We start from the raw sequence: 22,300 nt of genomic DNA, 5'->3' as shown, positions 1-22,300 counted from the left end.
ACGCGGCGGGCCGCCGTCAGAGCTTGCGCAGCCGCACCCGCTGCACCGCGTGGTCGGTGCCCTTGGTCAGCACCAGCGTGGCCCGGCCGCGGGTGGGCAGGATGTTGTGCTCGAGGTTCGGGGCGTTGATCGACTCCCAGATCGACAGCGCCTTCTCGGTGGCCTCGACGTCGGACAGGTCGGCGTAGCGGCGGAAGTACGACTCCGGCCGGGAGAACGCCGTCTGGCGCAGCTTGAGGAACCGGTCGACGTACCACTGCCGGATGTTGCGGGTGCGCGCGTCGACGTAGATCGAGAAGTCGAAGAAGTCGCTGACGGCGACCGTCGGCTCGTCCGTGGCGCTCGGCCGCGCGGGCTGCAGCACGTTGAGCCCCTCGACGATGAGCACGTCCGGCCGGCGCACGACGACCTCGGCGCCCGGCACGATGTCGTAGGTGACGTGCGAGTAGACCGGTGCACGCACCTCCTCCTGGCCGGCCTTGACGCGCGAGACGAACCGCACCAGCGCCCGGCGGTCGTACGACTCGGGGAAGCCCTTGCGCTCCAGCAGGCCGCGGCGGCGCAGCTCCGCGTTGGGGTACAGGAACCCGTCGGTGGTGACCAGCTCGACGTGCGGGGTCTCCGGCCAGCGGGCCAGCATCTCGCGCAGGATGCGCGCCGTCGTCGACTTGCCGACGGCGACCGAGCCGGCGACCCCGATGACGTACGGCGTGCGCGGCGCGGCCTCGCGCAGGAACGTCGAGGTGGCCCGGTGCAGCCCGGTGGTGGCGTTGACGTACAGGTTGAGCAGGCGCGACAGCGGCCGGTAGACGGCGTCGACCTCCGCGAGGTCGATCGGGTCGCCGAGGCCCCGCAGCCGCTCGACGTCGGCGTCGGTCAGGGGCAGCGGCGTGGACTCCGACAGGCGGCTCCAGGCGGCCCGGTCGAGGTCGACGTAGGGCGACACGGGCTGCGGGTGCACGAGCGGGGAGCCGGACGAGGCGGTGCTGGACGCGGACGGCGCGGCGCCGGACGCGTCTTCGGAGAGGGCGGCCACGGACCGATTCTGCCGCAGCCCGGGAGCGTGCCCCGACGTGGGACCCGGGCCGGGCGCCGTCACGCCGCAGGGGGCCGTCGGGCGCGGCCGCGGGCCGGGACGGCGACCGGGTCGCCCGGCGCCGGCACGGCGAGGTCGGCGAGGCGCTCGGCCAGCCCGAGCGCGTCCCGCGGCGCGTGCGCGTCGCCGTCGTTGTCGAGGTAGACGACGACGTCGTGGCCCGCGTCGTGCCACGCGCGCACCCGCGCGGCCCAGGCGTCGAGCAGCGGCGGGTCGTACGCGGTGGCGTACAGCGGCTCGACGGGACCGTGCAGCCGCACGTAGACCAGCGCGGAGGTGACGTGGTCGAGCACCGGCCAGCGGCCGGCGCCGTCCGAGACCACCAGGGCGACGTCGTGCTCGCGCAGCAGCCGCAGCGCCGCCGGGTCGGTGAACGACTCGTGCCGTGCCTCCAGTGCGTGCCGCAGCGGGCGGTCGGCGTCGGTGTCGGTCCACGGCTCGGCCCGCAGCCGGTCGTCGTGCTCCTCGGCCAGCCGCCCGGCCGCGGCGGTCGAGGCCGGCAGCAGGCCGAGGAACTCGGCCAGGACGTCCAGGTCGAGCCGCTCGCGCTCCGGCAGCTGCCACAGCACCGGGCCGAGCCGGTCGCCGAGGGCCAGCACCCCGCTGGCGAAGAAGTTCGCCAGCGGCACGCGCACGCCCCGCATGCGCTTCATGTGCGTGACGAACCGGCCGCCCTTGACCGCGAACGTGAACCCGGGCGGCGTCTGCTCGCGCCACGCCAGGTAGGAGCTGGGGCGCTGCGTCGAGTAGAAGGACCCGTTGAGCTCGACGGTCGGGAACGTCGCGGCGACGTGGGCCAGCTCGAGGCGCTGGGGCAGGCCGGCGGGGTAGAAGCGGCCGCGCCAGGAGGCGTAGCGCCACCCCGACAGGCCGACGCGGACTGACGGTTGCACGCCCCGACGGTAGGGGCCCCGGGCCCCGCTCACCCGTCCGGGCGAGCGACGGAAGTCACCCCGTCGGCCCCACGGGTGGGGGAAGGCACCGTCATCGGGCGCCACTAGACTCCCCGGCATGTGCGGAATCGTCGGGTACACGGGTCTCGGGCTGGCGGCAGGTCAGCCCGCGACCGCTGAGACCACCCCCGTGCCCTCGGGGCACCCCCTGGAGGTGGCGCTGGAGGGCCTGCGCCGGCTGGAGTACCGCGGGTACGACTCGGCCGGCGTCGCGCTCGTCGGCCCGGGGCGCGACGACGTGGCGTTCGCCAAGAAGTCGGGCAAGCTGGGCAACCTCGTCGGCGAGATCGAGGCGCACCCCATGCCGCAGGCCACGGCCGCGATCGGGCACACGCGCTGGGCCACCCACGGTGGCCCCACGGACGTCAACGCGCACCCGCACCTGGCCGACGGCGACCGGCTCGCCGTCATCCACAACGGCATCATCGAGAACTTCGCCCAGCTGAAGAAGGAGCTGCTCGCCGAGGGCGTCTTCTTCCGCAGCGAGACCGACACCGAGGTCGCCGCCCAGCTCCTGGCGCGCGAGTACCGCCGCGCCGGCGACCTCACCGAGGCCATGGCCGCCACGGCGCGCCGCCTCGAGGGCACCTTCACGCTGCTGGCCGTGCACGCCGACGACCCGCTGAAGGTCGTGGGCGCCCGGCACGACTCCCCGCTGGTCGTGGGCCTGGGCGAGGGCGAGAACTTCCTCGGCTCCGACGTCGCGGCGTTCATCGCCTTCACCAAGGAGGCGCTCGAGCTCGGCCAGGACCAGATCGTCACCATCACGCCGACGTCCGTCGACGTCGTGGACTTCCGGAACAAGCCCGCCGAGGCCAAGCGCTTCACCGTCGACTGGGACGCGGCCGCCGCCGAGAAGAGCGGCTTCGAGTCGTTCATGGACAAGGAGATCCACGACCAGCCGCACGCCGTGGCGGACACCCTGCTGGGCCGCACCGACGTGGACGGCCGGCTCACGCTCGACGAGATCCGCATCGACGAGGCGGTGCTGCGCGCCGTCGACAAGATCATCGTCATCGCCTGCGGCACCGCCGCGTACGCCGGCCACGTCGCCAAGTACGCCATCGAGCACTGGTGCCGCATCCCGGTCGAGGTTGAGCTGGCCCACGAGTTCCGCTACCGCGACCCGATCCTCAACGAGAAGACCCTCGTCGTCGCGATCTCGCAGTCCGGCGAGACCATGGACACGCTCATGGCCGTGCGCCACGCCCGCGAGCAGGGCGCGAAGGTGCTGTCGATCGTCAACACCCAGGGCTCGACGATCCCGCGCGAGTCGGACGCCGTGCTGTACACGCACGCCGGCCCGGAGATCGCCGTCGCCTCGACCAAGGCGTTCCTGTCGCAGATCACCGCCGCCTACCTGCTCGGGCTGTACCTGGCCCAGCTGCGCGGCAACAAGTTCGCCGACGAGGTCGCCTACCTGCTCGGCGAGCTGCGCGACGTGCCGGCCAAGATCCAGACGGTCATCGAGCGCGGCGAGTACGTGCGCGCCACGGCCCGGTCGATGCAGGACGCCACCTCGGTGCTGTTCCTGGGCCGCCACGTGGGCTACCCCGTGGCGCTCGAGGGCGCGCTCAAGCTCAAGGAGCTGGCGTACATCCACGCCGAGGGCTTCGCCGCGGGCGAGCTCAAGCACGGGCCGATCGCGCTGATCGACGAGGGGCAGCCGGTGTTCGTCGTCGTGCCGTCCCCGCGCGGCCGCGACTCGCTGCACTCGAAGGTGGTGTCGAACATCCAGGAGATCCGCGCCCGCGGCGCCCGGACCCTGGTCATCGCCGAGGACGGCGACGACGAGGTGCGCCGGTACGCCGACGAGATCTTCTGGATCCCGCAGGTGCCGACGCTGATCCAGCCGCTGCTGGCCGTGGTGCCGCTGCAGATCTTCGCGATGTCCCTGGCCACCGCCAAGGGCCTCGACGTCGACCAGCCGCGCAACCTGGCCAAGTCGGTCACCGTGGAGTGACGCGCCGGGCCCGCTGACCGCGGGCCGACGGCCACCGGCGGGGCGGCGAGGCACTGACCTCGCCGCCCCGCCGTCGTCTGGGAGGATCGGGCCCATGAGCGACGCGAACCCGCCCGCCCGCCCGGGCGTCCCGGCCGGCGGCACCCGGCTGGCCGACCTCGCCGACGAGCTGGAGGTCATCTCCCGGGTCTACGAGCGCCGGTTCGACGTGGAACGCACCGACGACTGGCTGGTGCTCAAGCTGTCCGAGGAGATGGGCGAGCTCGTGCAGGCGTACCTGGCCCGCTCCGGGCGCTCGCGGCGACCGGCAGACGACGCCGACGCCGCGTTCCGCGCCGAGGTGGCCGACGTGCTGGCCCAGCTGCTGCTCGTGGCGCGGCGGTTCGGCGTCGACCTCGACGCCGAGCTGGAGCGCAAGTGGTTCCGCTGGCGCCACCTCGTCGAGCCGCAGGACCTCCTCCAGCCGAAGGACGCGGCCGAGCGGCGGGACGGCGTCGAGCGGCGCGACGGCGAGCCGGAGGGGGCGCGCGCGTGATCGTGGGCGTGGGCATCGACGTGGTGGACGTCGAGCGGTTCATGGCGACCCTGGAGCGCACGCCGCGGCTGCGCGAGCGGCTCTTCACGCCCGAGGAGCGCGACCTGCCGGCGTCGTCCCTGGCGGCGCGGTTCGCCGCCAAGGAGGCCATCGCCAAGGCCCTCGGCGCGCCCGGCGACCTGCGCTGGCACGACGCGACCGTGCACCGCGTGCTCGGGGGGCCGCCGCGCGTGGAGCTGCGCGGCACGGTGCAGGCGCGGGCGGAGGAGCTCGGGGTGACGCGGTGGCACCTGTCGATCTCGCACGACGCGGGGATCGCGTCGGCGATGGTGGTGGCGGAGGGCTAGGTGTACTGACCCACCAGGTTGTTGACGTAGGAAGAGACCTCCGTGTCGGGTGGGAGCTGTCTGACGGCTTCTCACTCGAGCACGGAGGTCTCTTGTGTCCCACGCTAATGCCCGGCTGACGCCTGCCGGGAGACTGGTCATGGTCGGTCGGATCGCCGCGGGGCGCCCGGTCGCGCACGTCGCGGCGGAGATGGGCGTCTCGCGCACCACGGCTTGGCGGTGGTGGCGCCGCTATCAGCAGCAGGGTCGGGCGGGGCTGGTCGACCGGCCCTCACGACCGCGTACGTGTCCGCACCGCACGCCGGCGTGTACCGAGACCCGCATCCGCATCTGGCGTCACCTGGCCCGCCGCGGACCGGTGGACCTGGCCCGCCGGGTGGGGATACCGGCCTCGACCGTGGGGCGGGTCTTGGCCCGCCACCACACCCCGCTGCTGCGCGAGTGCGACCCGCTCACCGGGGCGCCGGTCCGGGCCTCACGCCGCTCGGCGGCCCGCTACGAGCACCCCTATCCCGGGGCACTGGTGCACATCGACGTCAAGAAGCTCGGCCGCATCCCTGCCGGCGGCGGCTGGCGCGCCCACGGGCGCAGCGAACAGGTCCGCGGCCGCGGCATCGGCTACGACTATGTGCACACCGCGATCGACGACCACTCCCGCCTGGCCTACGCCGAGATCCACCTCGACGAGAAGGGCACCACCTGCGCCGGGTTCCTGACCCGTGCCGCGGCGTTCTACGCCACCCACGGCATCACCGTCGAACGCGTCCTGAGCGACAACGCCAAGAACTACCGGTCCTCGCGCGCCTTCGCTGACACCGCCACCGCCCTGGGCATCCGGCTGAAGTTCATCAAGCCGCACTGCCCCTGGACCAACGGCAAGGCCGAGCGCCTCAACCGCACGCTGGCCACCGAATGGGCCTACGCCCGCGTATGGACCTCCAACGACCAACGCACCGCAGCCTTGCCCGGCTGGCTCAGCCACTACAACCTAGAACGGCCCCACACCGGCATCGGCGGCCAACGACCCATCGACCGCGTCAACAACGTCCCGGGTCAGTACAGCTAGGCCGCTGACCGGGCTGGGCGCCGTCGGCTCGAATGATCCGGTCGCTGCGCTCCCTCGGCTCTCGCGGACGGTGCCCGACCCCTCCAGGGACGGCGACGGCCCGGGACGCGCTCGCGTCCCGGGCCGTCGCCGTCGGTGCAGGCGGTCAGTCCTGGAGCTCGGGGATGACCTGGCGCTGGAAGAGCTCGATCTGGTCCCGGTCGGCCGCGGCGTTCGGGAAGTAGGTGATCGTGTAGCCGAGGCCCTGGTCCTTCAGGCCCTGCAGCGTCTCGGTGATCTGCTCCGGCGTGCCGACCAGCGGGCCGCTGCGCCACGACTCGATCTGTCCCTCGGCGTGCTCGGGGGTGTGCTTGCGGTAGTGCGCGTCGATCCAGGCGAGCCGGTCGTCGATCTCGGCCTGGTTCTCGCCGATCACGACGTTGTAGTTCGCCGAGCGGGTGATCTCGTCGAAGTCGCGGCCCACGTCCTTGCAGTGCTGGGCCAGGACCTCCGACTTGTGCGCGAAGCCCTCGGGCGAGCCGTCGAAGTTGGTGTACTGGGCGTGCTGCGCGGCGATGCGCAGCGTCTTCTTCTCGCCGCCGCCGGCGATCCACAGCGGGATGCTCGGCACGTCCGCGCCGTCGGCTCCGACGGGCAGCTGCTGCAGCGGCTGCGGGTAGCACAGCGCGCCGTCGACCTGGTAGCGCTGGCCCTCGAACGTGCCGGAGGAGCCGGTGCGCCACATGCTGGCCATGATCTGCACGCCCTCGTCGAGCGCGCGCAGGCGCTCGCCCGCGGACGGGAAGCCGTAGCCGTACGCGCGCCACTCGTGCTCGTACCAGCCGCCGCCGATGCCCATCTCGACGCGCCCGCCCGAGACGTGGTCGACCGTCGCGGCGACCTTCGCCAGGTAGGTGGGCTCCCGGTAGGACATGCAGGTGCACATCTGGCCGAGGCGCACGCGCTGCGACGCCGCCGCGAACGCCGCCATCAGCGTCCACGCCTCGTGGGTGGCCTCGGTGCTGTGGACCGGCGTGGTGTGGAAGTGGTCGTAGACCCAGACCGACTCCCACGCGAAGGGGCCGCCCGGGACGGCCTCGCCGGCCGCCGCGTTGTCCGCGTAGTGGAGGAGAGACAGCATCGTCTTCCAGTGGTCCGCCGGCTCGACGTCGGTCAGGTCGAAGCGCCATCCCTGGGGGATGAAGAGTCCGAATCGCATGCGCGCAGCGTATGCCCGCACGTCATCGCGTGCCCGGCCACTCGCCGCCTGCCACAGTGGTGCCCATGATCGAGGCCTGGGAGTCCGGCGCCGTGCGCGCCGCCGAGCGGCCGCTGCTCGACGCGGGCGCACCCCTCATGGAACGTGCTGCCTTCGCGCTGGCCGTGGTCACCGTCCGCGACGTCGCCCGCCGCCGCGCGGCGCCGGGGATCGACGGCGAGCTGGCCGACGGGCCGGTCCGCGGCGCCCGCGCGGTGCTGCTCGTCGGCGCCGGCAACAACGGCGGCGACGCGCTGCACGCGGGGGCGTACCTGGCGCTGCGCGGGATGGCGGTCACCGCCCTCCTCGTCGACCCCCGCGCCCACGCCGGCGGCCTCGCCGCGCTGCGGCGCGCCGGCGGGCGGGTGGTCGCGCTGCACGAGCCCGCGGGGCGCGAGCGCTGGGACGCGGTGCTCGACGACGTCGCGGCCGCCGACGTCGTGCTCGACGGCCTCGTCGGGATCGGCGCCACGGGCCCCCTGCGGGGGCTGGCGGCCGAGCTGGTCGCCGCCCTGCGCGACCGCCTCGCGGACGCCGGGGCGGCGCCGTGGGTCGTGGCCGTCGACGCCCCGTCCGGCATCGGCGTCGACGACGGCGCCGTGCCCGGCCCGGTGCTGCCCGCCGGCCGCACGGTGACGTTCGGCGCGGCCAAGCCCGGCCTGCTCCTGCCCCCCGCGACGCACCTGACGGGCCGCGGCGCCGTCGTCGACCTCGGGCTGGGGCTGCCCGCCCCCGGCGCCGCGGCGCGGCCCGCCGTCGTGCGCCTCGAGGACGCGGACGTCGCCCGCGCCTGGCCCGTGCCCGGCCCGACCGACCACAAGTACACGCGCGGCGTCGTGGGCGTGGTCGCGGGCACCGCCACGTACCCGGGCGCGGCGGTGCTGGCGAGCACCGCCGCGGTGCGTGCCGGCGCCGGCATGGTCCGCTACCTGGGGCCCGAGCCGGTGGGCCGGGCGGTGGTGGCCGCGCGGCCCGAGGTCGTCACCGCGGCCGGGCGCGTGCAGGCGTGGGTGCTGGGCCCCGGCCTGCCGGCCGAGGGGCCGGACGACGGCCAGCGCGAGCGGGCCCGCGCGGCGCTCGCGGCCGCGACGGGGGGCGGGGACGGCCACGGGCCGGTGCCGGCCGTCGTCGACGCCGGCGCGCTCGGGCTGCTCGACGCGCCGTGCCCGCCGTGGGTGGTGCTCACCCCGCACGCCGGCGAGCTCGCGACGCTGCTGCGCGCGGCGGGCGAGACCGTCGAGCGGACGGACGTCGACGCCGAGCCGCTGCGCTGGGCGCGTCGGGCGCACGAGCTGACCGGGGCCACCGTGCTGCTCAAGGGCGGCGCCACGGTCGTCGTCGGGCCGGGCGGGGCGTACGCCCAGGCGGACGCGCCGGGCTGGCTGGCCACGGCGGGCGCTGGCGACGTGCTCGCCGGCCTGCTCGGCACGATGCTCGCCGCGCGCTCGACCGAGGTGGTGGCGCACCCGGAGCGGGCCGCCGAGGTCGCCGCCGCGGCAGCGCTGGTGCACGGCCGCGCCGCCGAGCGGGCGAACCCGGGCGGGCCGGTCGCCGCGCTCGACGTGGCCGGGGCGCTGCCGGCCACGGTGGCGGGGCTGCTGGCGCTGCGCTGAGCCGGTCCTCAGGCGCCGGCCGGGGCGCGGCCCGCCGCGCGTCCGACGGAGGCGGGGGTCCCGGCGGGGATGGCGCCCCGGCGGCGGAACACCAGCGCGGTGACGACCGCGCCGACGCCGAAGACGAGGGCGCCGGCCCAGAAGGCCGCCGTGTAGCTCTCCAGCGCCGCCTGCCGCAGCACCGCCGGCGCAGGGGGCCGGGTGGTGGCGTGGGTGGTGAGGTAGCCCGTGGCCACCGACGCGGCGAGGGTGTTGAGCACCGCGGTGCCGACGGCGCCGCCCACCTGCTGGGCGGTGGGCACCACCGCCGAGGCGACGCCGGCGTGGTCGGGGTCGACGCCGAGGGTCGCGGTCTGGATCGACGCGGGCATGGCGGTGCCCATGCCCGCACCCATGACCAGCAGGCCGGGCAGCACGTGCGTCGCGTAGCCGCTGCCGGAGTCGAGCAGGCCGAGCAGCAGCAGGCCCGTGCCGGCCACCGCCAGCCCGACCGGCACCAGCAGCTTGGGCCCGAGCCGGGGCAGCAGCACGTTGGTGCACAGCTGCGCGGCGGCGACGAGCACGAGGATCTGCGGCAGGAACGCCAGCCCGGTCGTCCAGGGGCTGTAGCCGAGCTGGGTCTGCAGGTAGTACGTGCCGAAGAGGAACGCGCCGAACATGCCGGCCCCGGCGGCGAGGATGGCCAGGAACGCGGCGCCGCGGTTGCGGTCGAGCACCACGGGCAGCGGCAGCAGCGCGCCCGGCCCGGCGCGACGCTGCCGCACCACGAACCCCACGAGGAGCACCACGGACACGGCCAGCGGGCCCCACGTCCACGGCGAGCCCCACCCCTCGGGCTCGGCCCGGGAGAAGCCGTACACCAGCGCGAGCAGGCCGCCGCCGCCGAGCACGGCGCCCGCGACGTCGAGCCGCTGCGCCTCGCCGCGGCTGCGGTGCAGGAACGCCGTCGCCCCCACGATGGCCAGCGCCGCGAAGACCAGGTTGACGTACAGCGTCCAGCGCCAGGTGAGGTGCTCGGTGAGGAAGCCGCCCAGCAGCAGGCCGATCGCGCCCCCCGCCCCAGCGATCCCGCCGAAGACGCCGAACGCGCGCGAGCGCTCCCGCGGCACGGTGAAGGTCGTCGTCAGCACCGACAGCGCGGACGGCGCGAGCACGGCGCCGAACGCGCCCTGCACGGCGCGGGCGCCCACCAGCATGCCGAAGCCCTGGGCCGCGCCGCCGAGCGCCGAGGCGCCGGCGAAGCCGACGAGGCCGACCAGGAACGTGCGGCGCCGGCCGACCAGGTCGGACAGGCGGCCGCCGAGCAGCAGCAGGCTGCCGAACGCGAGCGCGTACGCGGTGACGACCCACTGGCGGTCGTTGTCGGAGAAGCCCAGGTCGGCCTGCGCGGACGGCAGGGCGATGTTCACGATCGTCACGTCGAGCACGACCATGAGCTGGGCGAGCGCGACGGTGGCGAGCACCCACCAGCGGCGGGCGTCGGGCGGCGCGGTCGTGCCCGCGGAGGCGCCGGCGGAGGTCTGGGAGGACGGGGAGGACGGGGACATCGCGGCTCCTGCGGAGAGGAATCCCCCTGCACGGGTGCCGCGGGCGCGGCGGTGCCGCTGCGCCCGCGGTCGGGATCAGCGCGGCAGGTGCGCCTCGATCTCGGCGAGGATCGCCGGGTCGTCCGGCACCGTCGTCGGCGCGAACCGGCGCACCTGCCCACCGGGCAGCACGAGGAACTTCTCGAAGTTCCACCGGATGCGGCCCGAGTGCCCGCTCGCGTCCGGCGTCTTCTTCAGCTCCTCGTACAGCGGGTGGGCGTGCCGGCCGTTGACGCGCACCTTCGACACCACGGGGAAGGTCACGCCGTACGTCGTCGAGCAGAACTCGGCGATCTTCTCGTCGGTGCTCAGCTCCTGGAGGAACTGGTTGCTCGGGAAGCCGATCACGGTGAAGCCCTGGTCGGCGTACTTCTCCTGGAGGGCCTCGAGGGCGGCGTACTGCGGCGTCAGCCCGCAGCGGGAGGCCACGTTGACCACGAGGACGACATCCCCGCGGTGCTCGGCGAGCGTGGTGGTGGTGCCGTCCATGCGCTCGAACGGGATGTCGTAGAGGTCGCCCATGGCCCCCATCCTGCCCGTCCGGGTGCCGGGGCGACAGACCCGGCGGGTGGGGGCCGGGACGACGGGCAGGGACGGGTAGGGACGGGCAGGGACGGGCAGGGACGGGCAGGGACGGGCGGGGACGACCGGGGGACCGGCCGGCGGGGACAATGGGCCGGTGCCCTTCCACCCCCTGCCCGTGCGCGACGGGCTCAACCCGACGCGGCTGGTGCTGCCGCACGACCCGGCCTCGGTGGCGCGGTGGGGCACCGCGGTCGCCTACCTGCTGGAGCGCTTCCCCGACGACGCCGATCGGCTGCGCGAGAAGGTCGCCGCGGGGGAGGTGGTCACGGGCCGCGGCGAGCCGGTGGACGAGCGCACCCCGTACGAGCCGCGCGGGTTCCTGTTCCTGTACCGCGACCCGCCCGCCGACGAGCCGCCCGCCCCGGCGCTCGCCGACATCGAGGTGCTGCACCGGGACCGGGACCTGCTCGTGGTGGACAAGCCGCACCTCGTGGCGACGATGCCGCGGGGGCGCTGGGTGACCCGGACGCTGCTGGTGCACCTGCGCCGCGAGCTCGACCTGCCCGAGCTCGCGCCGGCCCACCGCCTCGACCGGCCGACGGCCGGCGTGCTGGTGCTCACCGTCCGCCCGCAGGTGCGCGGCGCCTACCAGGAGCTGTTCGCCCGGCGCAAGGTCCGCAAGGTCTACGAGGCGGTCGCGCCGCTGCCCGCGGAGGCGCGCGCGTTCCCGACCACGGTGCGCAGCCGCATCGTCAAGCACCGCGGCACCGCCCCCGCCCTCGAGGAGCCGGGCGAGCCGAACGCGGAGTCGCTGGTCGACCTCGTGGCCCGCGACGAGGGCCGCGGGCTGGGCCTGTACCGCCTCGAGCCGCACACCGGCAAGACGCACCAGCTGCGCCTGCACATGGCCTCCCTCGGCCTGCCGATCCTGCACGACCCGTTCTGGCCGGTGCTGCGCCCCGACGCCCCCGACGACCCCGAGCGGCCGCTGCAGCTGCTGGCCCGCTCCCTGGAGTTCGTCGACCCGCGCAGCGGCGAGCCGCGGCGCTTCGTGTCCCGCCGCGCCCTGCGCGAGTGGCGACGGTGAGAGAATCGGGGCCGTGACCCCCGCGACGCCGACGCCCCCCGCGTTCCCGGCCGACTTCCCGGCGCACGCCGTCGTCGACCTGGAGGCCGTGCGCGACAACGTCCGCGCCCTGGTCGGCCACGCCGCAGGCGCCGCGGTGATGGCCGTGGTGAAGGCCGACGCCTACGGCCACGGTCTCGTGCCCTCGGCCCGGGCGGCGCTCGCGGGCGGCGCCACGTGGCTCGGCGTCGCGCAGGCGGCCGAGGCTCTGGCCCTGCGCGCCGCCGGCATCGGTCCCGACCGGGCGCGCGTGCTCACCTGGTTGCACGCCCCCGGCGCCCCGTTCGAGGACCTGCTGGCCGCCGACGTCGACGTGTCGGTCGCGGCCGCCTGGGCGCTCGACGCCGTGGCGGACGCTGCCCGCGCCACCGGCCGCACCGCGCGGGTGCACCTGAAGATCGACTCCGGCCTGGGGCGCAACGGCATCGTCCCGGCGGACTGGCCCGACGCCGTCGCGCGCGCCGCGGCGCTGCAGGCCGAGGGCCTCGTCGAGGTCGTGGGGGTGTGGTCGCACCTGGCGTTCGCCGACGAGCCGGGGCACCCCTCGCTCGACGCCCAGGCGGACGCCTTCGACGACGCGGTGCGTGCCGCCGAGGCGGGCGGGCTCGCCGTGGCGCTGCGGCACATCGCGGCCTCGGCGGCGACGCTGACGGCGCCGCGGCTGCGGTACGACCTCGTGCGTCCGGGCCTGGCGGTCTTCGGGCTGTCGCCGGTGCCGCAGGTCGGCGCCCCCGGCGACTTCGGGCTGCGCCCCGCGATGACCCTGCAGGCGCGGCTGGCCACGGTCAAGCGCGTGCCCGCCGGCCACGGCGTGTCCTACTCGCACCAGTACACGACGCCGCAGGAGACGACCCTCGGCGTCGTGCCGCTCGGCTACGCCGACGGCATCCCGCGCCACGCTTCGGGCGGCCGGGTCGGCGTCGGCGGGCCCGTCTACGTCGGCGGTCCCGCGACGGCGGGGCTGGGCCCGGCCGGCGGGGGCACCGCCGACGACGGCGGCCGCGTGGTGCGCATCGCCGGCCGTGTCTGCATGGACCAGGTCGTGCTCGACCTCGGCCCGTACTCGACCGAGCGGGCCGGCGACGTGGTGACGCTGTTCGGCCAGAGCGACGGGCTGGAGCACGCGTCGGCGGTGCCCAGCGCCGAGGACTGGGCGCAGGCCGCCGGCACCATCAGCTACGAGATCGTGACCCGGCTGGGCGCGCGGGTGCCGCGCACCTACGTGGGCGCGCACGTCCTGGACGACGGCCCGCACGCCGCGCCCGCCGCCGGGACGGAGCCGGACGGCGCGACCGGCCCGGCGCAGGCGACGCCCGCACCGGCGACACAGACTCAGCAACCGGCGGCCACCGGCGGCGGGGCACCCCGCGGCGCGGCGCCGCAGACGACGCAGTGGGAGGAAGCGACGTGGTCGTGAGCTCGACCGAGGCGCGGGCGGACCTGCCCGACGCCGCCACGACGAAGGCGCTCGGCGCCGCCCTGGCCGGGGTGCTGCGCGCCGGCGACCTGGTGATCCTCACGGGCGACCTCGGGGCCGGCAAGACGACCCTGACGCAGGGGCTCGGGGCAGCGCTGGGCGTGCGCGGCCAGGTGGCCTCGCCCACCTTCATCGTGGCCCGCGAGCACGAGCCGCTGCCCCGCGAGGACGGCACCCGCGGGCCGGGCCTCGTGCACGTGGACGCCTACCGGCTCGGGTCGCTCGGCGAGCTCGACGCGCTGGACCTCGACTCCTCGCTGGAGGAGTCCGTCACCGTGGTCGAGTGGGGCCGGGGCCTGGCCGAGGCGCTGACGGAGGACCGGCTCGAGATCGACCTGGAGCGGCCGCACGGCGGTGAGGTCGACATGGACGACCCCTCCGCCGGGGTGCGGCACGTGACGCTGCGCGGCGTCGGGGAGCGGTGGGCGACGGTCGACCTCGCCGGTCTCGTCGCCGGCCTCGTCCCCTCCGCCGAGAACTAGGCTGGGCACCGTGGCAGTCCTCTCGATCGACACCTCCGCCGCCGTCGCCGTCGCCGTGGTCTCCGAGACCGGCGAGCGCCTGGCGGCCCGCAGCGTGGACGAGCGCCGCCGGCACGCCGAGTCGCTCGCGCCGCTGGTCACCGCCGTCCTCGCCGACGCCGGCACCGACCGCACGGCGCTGACGGCCGTCGTCGCCGGCACCGGCCCGGCCCCGTTCACCGGCCTGCGCGCCGGGCTGGTCACCGCGCGCACGCTCGCCCTGGCCCTCGGCGTGCCCGTGCTCGGCGTGCCCAGCCTCGACGCGCTCGCCGTGCAGGCGGTGGCCGACCTCGGCCTGGCGCCCGACGACGAGGTGCTCGTCGCCGCGGACGCGCGCCGCAAGGAGGTCTACTGGGCCCGCTACCGCGTCGTGTCCCACGAGTCCACGCACGGCGTGCCCGTGGTGGAGGCGGTGGCCGGGCCGGACGTGGCGAAGGCCGCCGACGTGGCCGCCGGGCTCGCCGAGCGGCCGAGCGCCGGGCGCCTCGCCGTCGTCGGCGAGGGCGCGTCCCTCTACGCCGACGTCCTCGACCTGGACGAGGACGCGCCGCTGCTGCCGGACCCGGCGGTGCTCGCGCGCGTGGCGCTGCAGCGCCGCGACGCCGGGCAGGAGCTGCCCACCGAGCCGCTGTACCTGCGCCGCCCGGACGTGCACGTGCCGGCCGGCGGCCCGCGCGTGGTGCCCGCCACGGGCGCCGTGGCCGGCTGACGGAGCACGCCGTGGCGCAGCCGGCGATGGCGACGACGGACGGTGGAGAAGGTGGCGAGGTGCGGCTGCGGGACCTGCGGTCGAGCGACTTCGACCGCGTGCTGGAGCTGGAGCGCCGGTTGTTCGGGGCGGGCGCGTGGACGTACGGCATGCTCGCCGACGAGCTCGCCGCGCTCGGGCGCTGGTACGTGGTCGCCGAGGCCGACCGCGCCGACGACCCCACGCTGACCGTCGGGCAGCGGCCCGTCGTCGGCTACGCGGGCCTGTGGTTCGACGGTGACGTGACCCAGGTGATGACGATCGGTGTCGACCCGGCGTGGCAGCGCCGCGGCGTCGGGCGGGCGTTGATGGAGGCCCTGATCGCGCGGTCGGTCGAGCTCGGCGCGGCCGCGGTGCTGCTCGAGGTGCGCGTCGACAACGCGCCCGCGCTGGCGATGTACGAGGGCTTCGGGTTCGAGCGGATCGGCGTGCGCAGGCGCTACTACCAGCCCGAGGACAAGGACGCCTACACCATGCGCCTGCTGCTCGAGCCGGCCGCCGGGCGGGAGCCCGCGTGACCGCCGCCCGGCCGGAGGACCGCTCCGCCGTCCTCGTCACCGTGGACGAGCTCGCCGCCGACCTGCGCCTGACCGGCGTCGACCCGGCGGACGGCGCACCCGTGCTGCTCGACGTGCGCTGGGCGCTGGGCCGGACCGACGGGCAGGAGCGCTACCTGGCGGGCCACCTGCCGGGCGCCGTCTACGTCGACCTGGAGACCGAGCTCGCCGCGCCGGCCTCGCCCGAGGCCGGCCGGCACCCCCTGCCCAGCGGCGCCCAGCTGCAGGCCGCCGCCCGCCGCTGGGGCGTGCGGGCCGGCTCGCGCGTCGTGGTCTACGACGCCGTGGGCGGCACGTCGGCGGCCCGCGCGTGGTGGCTGCTGCGCTACTTCGGGGTGACCGACGTCCGGCTGCTGGACGGCGGCCTGGACGCGTGGGTGGCCCGCGGGCTGCCGCTCGAGGTGGGCGAGGTGGTGCCCGAGCCGGGCGACGTCGTGGTGCACCCGGGCCACCTGCCCGTGCTCGACGCCGACGAGGCGGCGGAGCTGCCCGGCGACGGCGTGCTGCTCGACGCGCGGGCGCCCGAGCGCTACCGCGGCGAGGTGGAGCCGGTCGACCCGCGGGCCGGCCACGTGCCCGGGGCGCTGTCGGCGCCGACGACGGGCAACCTGGGGCAGGACGGGACCTTCCTGCCCACCGCGGCGCTGCGCGAGCGGTTCGCCGCGCTCGGCGTGCGGGCCGGCGACCCGCGGCCGGTCGGGGTCTACTGCGGCTCGGGCGTCACGGCCAGCCACGAGGTCCTCGCGCTCGCCGCGGTCGGCGTCACCGCCGCGCTGTACCCGGGCTCGTGGTCGCAGTGGTCGAACGACCCGTCGCGCCCGGCCGCGACGGGCCCCCGCCCCTGACCGCCCCAGACCCACCCCGCAGGCCGCCACAGACCGTGGTGGGTACGGGACACGCCGTGCGGATCGCGATCCGCACGGCGTGTCCTGCACCCACGACGGTGGGGTGGGCGGGAGGGGTCAGAGGACCTCGGCGACCTGCTCGAACGCCAGGCGCGGCAGGCGCGGGTGCGGCGTGCCGTCGCCCTCGGCCTGACCCACGTTGACGACCAGGAACGACTTCCAGCCCGACTCGGCGAAGAACTCGCCGTCGACGCCGTCGAAGTCCATGCCGTTCATCGGGCCGGCGGCCAGGCCGACGGCGCGCAGGGCCAGGATGAGGTAGCCCGCCTGCAGCAGCGCGTTGGTGCGGGCCATGCCCTCGCGCGTCTCGGCGGCCGGCGCGAGCTGGTCCTTGATGCCCGGGTAGACCGGGAACAGCACGTCCAGGTGCTCGTGGAACGCGGGGTCCGCGGCGAGGACCAGGGAGACCGGGGCGGCCTCGACCTTCGCCTTGTTGCCGTCGGCCATGTGCGCGATCAGGCGCTGCTTCGCCTCGGTGGAACGGACCACGAGGAAGCGCAGCGGCAGCGTGTTCATCGCGGTCGGGCCGAACTTCGCCAGGTCCCAGGCGGCGGCGATCTGCTCGTCGGTCACCTCGGCGTCGGTCCAGTGCATGGTGGTGCGGGCGGAGCGGAAGAGCAGGTCCGCGACGTCGTCGGCGACGGCGAGCGCGGAGGTGGAGATCGTCTCGGTCATGTCTGCGGGAACGCGGGGCCGTGCGAGGGTGATTCCACCTTCAACAGTGAGGTGCGCCACAACGGTTGCCCCGGGCTGCCGTTGTCGCCGACGGCGTGCGCCGGCCGGCGTCCCCGCACCGGGGCTGGTGGGGGACAATGGGGGGCATGGCTTCCGGTGACCCCCTCGTCCTCGGTATCGAGACGTCCTGCGACGAGACGGGCGTCGCGCTGGTGCGCGGGAACGAGCTGCTCGTGGACGCGACGGCGAGCTCGATGGACGAGCACGCCCGCTACGGCGGCATCATCCCCGAGGTCGCCAGCCGCGCCCACCTCGAGGCGATGATCCCCACGATCGGCAAGGCCCTCGGCCAGGCCGACGTCGACCTGTCCGAGGTGGACGCGATCGCCGTCACGGCGGGTCCGGGCCTCGTGGGCCCGCTGACGATCGGCACGTCCGCCGCCAAGGCGCTCGCCGTCGGCCTGAACAAGCCGCTGTACGGCGTCAACCACGTCATCGGGCACGCCGCCGTCGACCAGCTCGTCGACGGCGAGTTCCCCGAGCGTGTCATGGCGCTGGTCGTCTCCGGCGGGCACTCCTCGCTGCTGCTCGTCGACGACGTCGCCACGAAGGTCACCGAGCTGGGCTCGACGCTCGACGACGCGGCGGGGGAGGCGTTCGACAAGGTCGGGCGCCTGCTCGGGCTGCCGTACCCGGGCGGCCCGCACATCGACCGCCTGGCGCGCGAGGGCGACCCCGAGGCGATCCGGTTCCCCCGCGGCCTGACCGCGGCGAAGGACCAGGAGAAGCACGCCTACGACTTCTCGTTCTCCGGCCTGAAGACCGCCGTGGCCCGGTGGGTCGAGAGCTGCCGCGACTCCGGGCGCGAGGTGCCCGTGGGTGACGTCGCTGCCTCGTTCGCCGCCGCCGTGGTCGACGTGCTGACCGCCAAGACGATCGCCGCGTGCCGCCGGCACGAGGTCGAGACCCTCGTGGTGGGCGGCGGCTTCTCCGCCAACAGCCAGCTGCGCGAGCTCGCCGCCAAGCGGTGCGCCGAGGCCGGGATCGACCTGCGCATCCCGCCGATCCGCTACTGCACGGACAACGGCGCGATGATCGCCGCGCTGGGCTCCGCCGTCGTGCGCGCGGGCGTGGCGCCGTCGAGCCTGGACTTCGGCGTCGACTCCCAGATGCCGCTGACGACCGTCAGCCTCTGACACGCTGCCGAGATAGAGATGCCTCGCGCCGAGATAGAGAGGCCTCGCGCCGAGATAGAGAGGCCCCTCTCTATCTCGGCGGGAGGGGGTGCCCGGCGCGCATCTCCTCGACGAGCCGGGCGACGACCGCCTCCAGGCCCTCCTGCCCACCGCCGTGGGCGGCAGCGACCGCGCGCTGGCGCTGGTAGGACGCCCCCCGCTCGATGATGTCCAGCACGCCGCGCAGCTCGCCGGTGCAGCCGAGCCGCTCGGCGACGGGCGCCAGCTCGTCGACCAGCCGCCGCACGGCGTCGGTGACGAGCTCCTCGTTGCCATCGTCGTCGAGGATGATGATCGCGTCCATGCCGTAGCGGGCGGCGCGCCACTTGTTCTCCTGCACGTACCACTGGGGCATGGTCGGCAGCGGGAGGCCCTCGTCGATCATGGTCGACAGGTGCTCGACGAGGCAGTGCGTCAGCGCCGCGAGGGACAGCAGCTCGGCGAGGTTGGAGACGCCGTCGCACACGCGCACCTCGACGGTGCCGAACCGCGGCGAGGGCCGCACGTCCCAGCGCACCTCGTCGAACCCGTCGATGACGCCGGTGCGCACCATGTCGTCGACGTACCGCTCGAGCTGGTCCCAGCGCTCGAACTGGTAGGGCAGCCCGGCGGTGGGCAGCTGCTGGAACAGCAGCGCGCGCATCGAGGCGTAGCCGGTGTCGCTGCCGTCGAAGAACGGCGACGACGCGCTGAGCGCCTGCAGGTGCGGGTAGTAGACCAGCAGGCTGCGCACGATCGGCAGCACCTTGTCGCGGTCCTCGACGCCGACGTGCACGTGCACGCCGTAGATGAGCAGCTGGCGGCCCCACATCTGGGCGCGGTCGATGATCGTCTGGTACCGCTGCTTGGCGGTGACCTTCTGGGTGACCCACCGGGAGAACGGGTGGGTGCCGGCGCACATGAGCTCCACGCGCATGGCGTCGGTGACGCCGCGCACCTCCTGCGCCGCGCGCTCGAGGTCGCGGCCGGCCTCGGCCACGGTCGTGCACACCCCGCTGACCAGCTCGACGGTGTTGCGCAGGAACTCCGGGTGCACGCGGGGGTGCGGCGAGCCGTCCGGGGTCGCGAGCCGTTCGACGACGGTGGGGCCCACCTGCCGCATGTCGCCCGAGTCGGCGTCGACGAGGGCGAGCTCCCACTCCAGGCCCACCGTGGAGCGCTGCGAGGGGGCGAAGTCCAGCACCATGCGCTCATGCTCACACGTCGCGGGGCCCGCGCGCGTGCCGGGCGCGCAGCGGACCCGGCGCACGGCGGGCACCGGACCGGCGCGGGCCGCGCCGCGCGGCGGGCGTCAGCCGAGGGGCTCGACGACGAGCACCTGCTGGGCGCCGTCCACGCGCGTGAGCACCAGCGTCGCCTCGGCGTCGCCCTTGAGCGACAGCTGCGAGCGCAGCTGCTCGGGCGTCACCGCGGTGCCGCGCTTCTTGATCGTGAGGCGCCCGACGCCCCGCTCGCGCAGGTACGCCTTGAGCCGCTTGAGGCCGAACGGCATGACGTCGAGCACGCGGTAGCCGGTGGCGACCGGGGCGCGGCCGGTGGCCGGGTCGACGGCGTCGGCGGGCGCCGGCGCGTCGGTGGTGACGTAGGCGATCGTGCGGTCCAGGAGGCGCCCGCCCAGCTCGGCGGCGGCGTGCGCCACGAGGCCGGCGCGCACGACGGCGCCGTCCGGCTCGTACAGGTAGTGGCCCACCGCGCCGACGTCCGGCACCAGGTCGTCGTCCCCGCCGGGCGCGGCGCCACCGGAGCCGCCACGCGCGCGCAGCGTGCGGGTCAGCGTCCGCGGCTCGCCGTCGTCGCCGGGCACCGTGCGCAGCACGAGCGCCGAGCGGCCCGGACCGGCCGGCGCGAGCGGCCCGAACCAGAGCCCGGCCTCGACGACGTCGCCGTCCACCGACACCCACTGCGTCTCGGCGTCGGCGGGCAGGCCCTGGTGCGCGATGCCGGGCCCGACCTTGATGCCGAGCGCCGGGACCTGGTCGCGCAGCGCCCAGACGGCGTCGAGCGGCGGGGCGTAGGCGCTCGGGTCGAACAGCCGCCTGCCGCCGCGGGTGCGGCGGGCGGGGTCGGCGTAGACGCCGTCGACCCCCTCGGCGGCGAGGTCGAGGGCGAGCCCGTCGCCGTGGCGCACCTCGGCCTCGGGGAAGTGGCGCAGGTTCAAGGTCGCGATCGCCGCGGTGATCTCGTCGACGTCCGTGGCGAGCACACGCAGGCCGACGCCGGCGAAGGCGAGGGCGTCGGCGCCGATGCCGCTGGTGAGGTCCGCGACCCGGGTGACGCCGGCCGCGAGGTACCGGCGGGCGTGCAGCGCGGCGACGACCAGGCGGGTGGCCTGCTCGACGCCGTCGGGCGTGAAGAGCATGCCGTCGGCGAAGCCGCCGAGCTTGGCGCGGGCCTTGGCCCGCAGGCGCGACTGCGTGAGCGCGGCGGCCGCCAGGTCGGGGTCGACGCCTGCCTCCCGCAGGCGCATGGCGAGCGCCATGGCACGCTGCTCGTCGTACGGGGGGAGCGAGCCGAGCAGTGCCCAGCCGTCCGGGCTGAGCAGCTTGCTCAGGGTCGAGGCGTCCACCCGACCATGGTCCCAGACGGCACGCCCGGGCCCGGACGGCCGCGATCACTACCGACCTTGGCACTCGACTTGTCAGAGTGCTAACGGCGCTCCTAGATTGGTCGCAGCGCACGCGCGCTGCGCCGGCACCCGCGACGACGGCCAGCCTCCGGGCGCGACCTAGTCCATCCACGCAGTCACAGCGAACAAGGAGGTCCGACGTGTCGGTCCCCATCAAGCCGCTCGAGGACCGGATCGTCGTCAAGGCCGTCGAGGCCGAGACCACGACCGCTTCCGGCCTGGTCATCCCGGACACCGCCAAGGAGAAGCCCCAGGAGGGCGAGGTCCTGGCCGTGGGCGAGGGTCGTTTCGACGACAAGGGCGCCCGCATCCCGGTCGACGTCAAGGTCGGTGACAAGGTCATCTACAGCAAGTACGGCGGCACCGAGGTGAAGTACGCCGGCGAGGAGTACCTGGTGCTCTCCGCCCGCGACATCCTCGCCGTCGTCGTCGACTGAGCCTGCCGGCAGGTCGCTGACGACGGGGCCCGCGACCGGGCCCCGCACGACGAAGGCCCCCGCACCTCGAGGTGCGGGGGCCTTCGCGCGTCCAGATCCCGTCGTGCCCGGGACGGGGAGACCGGGGCCGGCGGCGCGACGCTGCGTCAGCCGGTGCGGCCGGGATCGTTCGTCGGGTCGGCGCCGCGTGCTGCGGGGCCGACCGGGCGCGGGGATCAGCCGGTCTTGCGGTCCGTGCCGGCGAGGATCGCGGCCCGCTCGTCCTCGGACAGGCCGCCCCAGACGCCGTACGGCTCGCGCACGCGCAGCGACTGCTCGCGGCACTGCATCATCACCGGGCAGGTGCGGCAGATCGCCTTGGCCGCCTCGGCGCGTCGGCGGCGGGTGGACCCTCGCTCGCCCTCCGGGTGGAAGAACAGGGTGTCGTCCGCGTCGCGGCACGCACCCTGGTACTGCCACTCCCAGAGCTCCATCATCGGACCAGGAAGCCTCGAGATCTCCGTCATGGCGAACAACCTACAAGTTGTGCAGAAGTTGTTCAACTACCGGTTTTCTCTCGACGTCAAGATGTTCGGTGCTCAAGTTCTGACCGGGTTCGGGGTTGTGTCGTCCGAGGTTGGCGCGTTACGAGGGCCAAAACCGCGCCACCAGGCGAGGCGCGGTGGCGGGGCCAGGAGGGCGTCGGCAGAATCGAGCCATGACTTCCTCCCGGCCCGCCCAGGACGAGGACAGGTCCCGCACGTCGAGCCCTGGCCTCGCCGTCGCGGCTGTCGCCCGGCGTCTGGGGGTCGCGCCCGCCACCTTGCGCACGTGGGACCGGCGGTACGGCCTCGGCCCGTCCGGGCGCACCGCGGGCTCGCACCGCCGCTACACGCCCGAGGACGTCGCGCGGCTCCTCGTCATGCGCCGGCTCACGCTCGAGGGCGTGGCGCCGGTCGACGCCGCCCGGGCGGCGCTCGAGGCGGACGGCCCCGAGCTCGACGCCCCGGTCGACGTGCGGGTCGCGCCGGGCGCGCCCGACGAGGACGAGCCGGCGGCGCCCGAGCCCGAGGGCGATGACGAGCCGCGCGCG

General features: G+C 75.3%; 23 protein-coding genes. 14 read left to right on the top strand and 9 right to left on the bottom strand.

Annotated elements, in window-relative coordinates; genetic code table 11:
- Positions 1-16: 16 nt before the first annotated feature.
- Entirely contained in the window at positions 17-961 is a 945-nt protein-coding gene (gene coaA / locus GSF02_RS00115; RefSeq protein ID WP_159792066.1) for a type I pantothenate kinase, read from the bottom strand.
- 134 nt (positions 962-1,095) lie between these two features.
- Complete coding sequence (locus GSF02_RS00110) at positions 1,096-1,989, bottom strand: DUF72 domain-containing protein (protein WP_235915267.1); 894 nt, start codon at positions 1,987-1,989, stop codon at positions 1,096-1,098.
- A gap of 118 nt (positions 1,990-2,107) precedes the next feature.
- Between GSF02_RS00110 and glmS the strand changes: the two genes are divergently transcribed.
- From glmS to GSF02_RS00090, 4 genes are all read left to right on the top strand, one after another.
- Entirely contained in the window at positions 2,108-4,012 is a 1,905-nt protein-coding gene (gene glmS, locus GSF02_RS00105; RefSeq protein WP_159791555.1) for a glutamine--fructose-6-phosphate transaminase (isomerizing), read from the top strand.
- A gap of 94 nt (positions 4,013-4,106) precedes the next feature.
- Positions 4,107-4,547, top strand: coding sequence for a nucleoside triphosphate pyrophosphohydrolase family protein (locus GSF02_RS00100; protein WP_235915266.1), 441 nt, complete (start codon positions 4,107-4,109; stop codon positions 4,545-4,547).
- The gene (locus GSF02_RS00095; RefSeq protein WP_159791553.1) at positions 4,544-4,894 is read left to right on the top strand and encodes a holo-ACP synthase; all 351 of its coding nucleotides are present in this window, start codon (positions 4,544-4,546) and stop codon (positions 4,892-4,894) included. The genes GSF02_RS00100 and GSF02_RS00095 overlap by 4 nt, the downstream gene beginning before the upstream one ends.
- Positions 4,895-4,988: 94 nt before the next feature.
- Entirely contained in the window at positions 4,989-5,960 is a 972-nt protein-coding gene (locus tag GSF02_RS00090) for an IS481 family transposase (RefSeq protein ID WP_159791551.1), read from the top strand.
- 145 nt (positions 5,961-6,105) lie between these two features.
- Here GSF02_RS00090 and GSF02_RS00085 read toward each other — a convergent pair whose 3' ends face one another.
- Positions 6,106-7,158 carry an LLM class F420-dependent oxidoreductase gene (locus GSF02_RS00085; RefSeq protein WP_159791549.1) on the bottom strand — a complete coding sequence of 351 codons (1,053 nt, stop codon included), beginning with the start codon at positions 7,156-7,158 and terminating at the stop codon, positions 6,106-6,108.
- Positions 7,159-7,223: 65 nt separating this feature from the next.
- On the opposite strand from GSF02_RS00085, the gene GSF02_RS00080 reads away from it, so the two are divergent.
- Positions 7,224-8,810, top strand: a complete 1,587-nt coding sequence (locus GSF02_RS00080; RefSeq protein WP_159791547.1) for a bifunctional ADP-dependent NAD(P)H-hydrate dehydratase/NAD(P)H-hydrate epimerase — start codon at positions 7,224-7,226, stop codon at positions 8,808-8,810.
- Positions 8,811-8,818: 8 nt separating this feature from the next.
- Here GSF02_RS00080 and GSF02_RS00075 read toward each other — a convergent pair whose 3' ends face one another.
- Together GSF02_RS00075 and GSF02_RS00070 are read right to left on the bottom strand one after the other, a co-directional pair.
- Positions 8,819-10,357, bottom strand: coding sequence for an MFS transporter (locus tag GSF02_RS00075; protein ID WP_159791545.1), 1,539 nt, complete (start codon positions 10,355-10,357; stop codon positions 8,819-8,821).
- A 75-nt stretch (positions 10,358-10,432) separates the two neighbouring features.
- Positions 10,433-10,918 (bottom strand): glutathione peroxidase, encoded by a 486-nt coding sequence (locus GSF02_RS00070; RefSeq protein ID WP_159791543.1) that lies wholly within the window; start codon positions 10,916-10,918, stop codon positions 10,433-10,435.
- Between the two features lie 157 nt (positions 10,919-11,075).
- Between GSF02_RS00070 and GSF02_RS00065 the strand changes: the two genes are divergently transcribed.
- Genes GSF02_RS00065 through GSF02_RS00040 form a run of 6 tightly spaced genes read left to right on the top strand, consistent with a single transcriptional unit; the run spans position 11,076 to position 16,195 of the window.
- Complete coding sequence (locus GSF02_RS00065; RefSeq protein ID WP_159791541.1) at positions 11,076-12,008, top strand: pseudouridine synthase; 933 nt, start codon at positions 11,076-11,078, stop codon at positions 12,006-12,008.
- 13 nt (positions 12,009-12,021) lie between these two features.
- Positions 12,022-13,464: an alanine racemase gene (gene alr / locus GSF02_RS00060; protein ID WP_159791539.1), complete on the top strand. Its 1,443-nt coding sequence runs from the start codon at positions 12,022-12,024 to the stop codon at positions 13,462-13,464.
- Complete coding sequence (tsaE, locus tag GSF02_RS00055) at positions 13,461-14,006, top strand: tRNA (adenosine(37)-N6)-threonylcarbamoyltransferase complex ATPase subunit type 1 TsaE (RefSeq protein ID WP_235915265.1); 546 nt, start codon at positions 13,461-13,463, stop codon at positions 14,004-14,006. The genes alr and tsaE overlap by 4 nt, the downstream gene beginning before the upstream one ends.
- Positions 14,007-14,016: 10 nt before the next feature.
- Positions 14,017-14,754: a tRNA (adenosine(37)-N6)-threonylcarbamoyltransferase complex dimerization subunit type 1 TsaB gene (tsaB, locus tag GSF02_RS00050; RefSeq protein ID WP_159791535.1), complete on the top strand. Its 738-nt coding sequence runs from the start codon at positions 14,017-14,019 to the stop codon at positions 14,752-14,754.
- Between the two features lie 11 nt (positions 14,755-14,765).
- The gene (gene rimI, locus GSF02_RS00045; protein ID WP_328798976.1) at positions 14,766-15,311 is read left to right on the top strand and encodes a ribosomal protein S18-alanine N-acetyltransferase; all 546 of its coding nucleotides are present in this window, start codon (positions 14,766-14,768) and stop codon (positions 15,309-15,311) included.
- Positions 15,308-16,195 carry a sulfurtransferase gene (locus tag GSF02_RS00040; RefSeq protein ID WP_159791533.1) on the top strand — a complete coding sequence of 296 codons (888 nt, stop codon included), beginning with the start codon at positions 15,308-15,310 and terminating at the stop codon, positions 16,193-16,195. Before rimI ends, GSF02_RS00040 begins: the two co-directional genes overlap by 4 nt.
- 117 nt (positions 16,196-16,312) lie before the next feature.
- Here the strand turns inward: GSF02_RS00040 and GSF02_RS00035 are convergent, their stop codons facing one another.
- Positions 16,313-16,930: a malonic semialdehyde reductase gene (locus GSF02_RS00035; protein ID WP_159791531.1), complete on the bottom strand. Its 618-nt coding sequence runs from the start codon at positions 16,928-16,930 to the stop codon at positions 16,313-16,315.
- Between the two features lie 146 nt (positions 16,931-17,076).
- Here GSF02_RS00035 and tsaD point away from each other — a divergent pair, with 146 nt between their 5' ends.
- A complete protein-coding gene (tsaD, locus tag GSF02_RS00030; RefSeq protein ID WP_408003844.1) occupies positions 17,077-18,126 on the top strand; it encodes a tRNA (adenosine(37)-N6)-threonylcarbamoyltransferase complex transferase subunit TsaD in 1,050 nt (349 codons plus the stop codon).
- A 70-nt stretch (positions 18,127-18,196) separates the two neighbouring features.
- On the opposite strand, the gene GSF02_RS00025 is transcribed toward tsaD, so the two are convergent.
- Together GSF02_RS00025 and GSF02_RS00020 are read right to left on the bottom strand one after the other, a co-directional pair.
- Entirely contained in the window at positions 18,197-19,351 is a 1,155-nt protein-coding gene (locus tag GSF02_RS00025) for a glutamate--cysteine ligase (RefSeq protein WP_159791527.1), read from the bottom strand.
- Between the two features lie 105 nt (positions 19,352-19,456).
- Complete coding sequence (locus GSF02_RS00020; protein ID WP_159791525.1) at positions 19,457-20,731, bottom strand: class I SAM-dependent methyltransferase; 1,275 nt, start codon at positions 20,729-20,731, stop codon at positions 19,457-19,459.
- Between the two features lie 200 nt (positions 20,732-20,931).
- Here GSF02_RS00020 and groES point away from each other — a divergent pair, with 200 nt between their 5' ends.
- Positions 20,932-21,228: a co-chaperone GroES gene (gene groES / locus GSF02_RS00015; protein ID WP_159791523.1), complete on the top strand. Its 297-nt coding sequence runs from the start codon at positions 20,932-20,934 to the stop codon at positions 21,226-21,228.
- A gap of 215 nt (positions 21,229-21,443) precedes the next feature.
- On the opposite strand, the gene GSF02_RS00010 is transcribed toward groES, so the two are convergent.
- Positions 21,444-21,734 (bottom strand): WhiB family transcriptional regulator, encoded by a 291-nt coding sequence (locus GSF02_RS00010; protein WP_159791521.1) that lies wholly within the window; start codon positions 21,732-21,734, stop codon positions 21,444-21,446.
- 191 nt (positions 21,735-21,925) lie between these two features.
- On the opposite strand from GSF02_RS00010, the gene GSF02_RS00005 reads away from it, so the two are divergent.
- The coding region (locus GSF02_RS00005; RefSeq protein ID WP_235915264.1) for a MerR family transcriptional regulator at positions 21,926-22,300 on the top strand (375 nt) is incomplete at its 3' end.

Source organism: Puerhibacterium puerhi (assembly GCF_009846865.1).
GTDB lineage: Bacteria > Actinomycetota > Actinomycetes > Actinomycetales > Cellulomonadaceae > Puerhibacterium > Puerhibacterium puerhi.
This window is presented reverse-complemented; position numbering and strand designations above follow the sequence as displayed.

Coding starts and splice junctions, on each gene's coding strand:
- glmS (WP_159791555.1), top strand. CDS start 2,108: ATGTGCGGAATCGTCGGGTACACGGGTCTCGGGCTGGCGGCAGGTCAG.
- GSF02_RS00100 (WP_235915266.1), top strand. CDS start 4,107: ATGAGCGACGCGAACCCGCCCGCCCGCCCGGGCGTCCCGGCCGGCGGC.
- GSF02_RS00085 (WP_159791549.1), bottom strand. CDS start 7,158: ATGCGATTCGGACTCTTCATCCCCCAGGGATGGCGCTTCGACCTGACC.
- GSF02_RS00080 (WP_159791547.1), top strand. CDS start 7,224: ATGATCGAGGCCTGGGAGTCCGGCGCCGTGCGCGCCGCCGAGCGGCCG.
- GSF02_RS00075 (WP_159791545.1), bottom strand. CDS start 10,357: ATGTCCCCGTCCTCCCCGTCCTCCCAGACCTCCGCCGGCGCCTCCGCG.
- GSF02_RS00070 (WP_159791543.1), bottom strand. CDS start 10,918: ATGGGCGACCTCTACGACATCCCGTTCGAGCGCATGGACGGCACCACC.
- GSF02_RS00035 (WP_159791531.1), bottom strand. CDS start 16,930: ATGACCGAGACGATCTCCACCTCCGCGCTCGCCGTCGCCGACGACGTC.
- tsaD (WP_408003844.1), top strand. CDS start 17,077: ATGGCTTCCGGTGACCCCCTCGTCCTCGGTATCGAGACGTCCTGCGAC.
- GSF02_RS00025 (WP_159791527.1), bottom strand. CDS start 19,351: ATGGTGCTGGACTTCGCCCCCTCGCAGCGCTCCACGGTGGGCCTGGAG.
- GSF02_RS00010 (WP_159791521.1), bottom strand. CDS start 21,734: ATGACGGAGATCTCGAGGCTTCCTGGTCCGATGATGGAGCTCTGGGAG.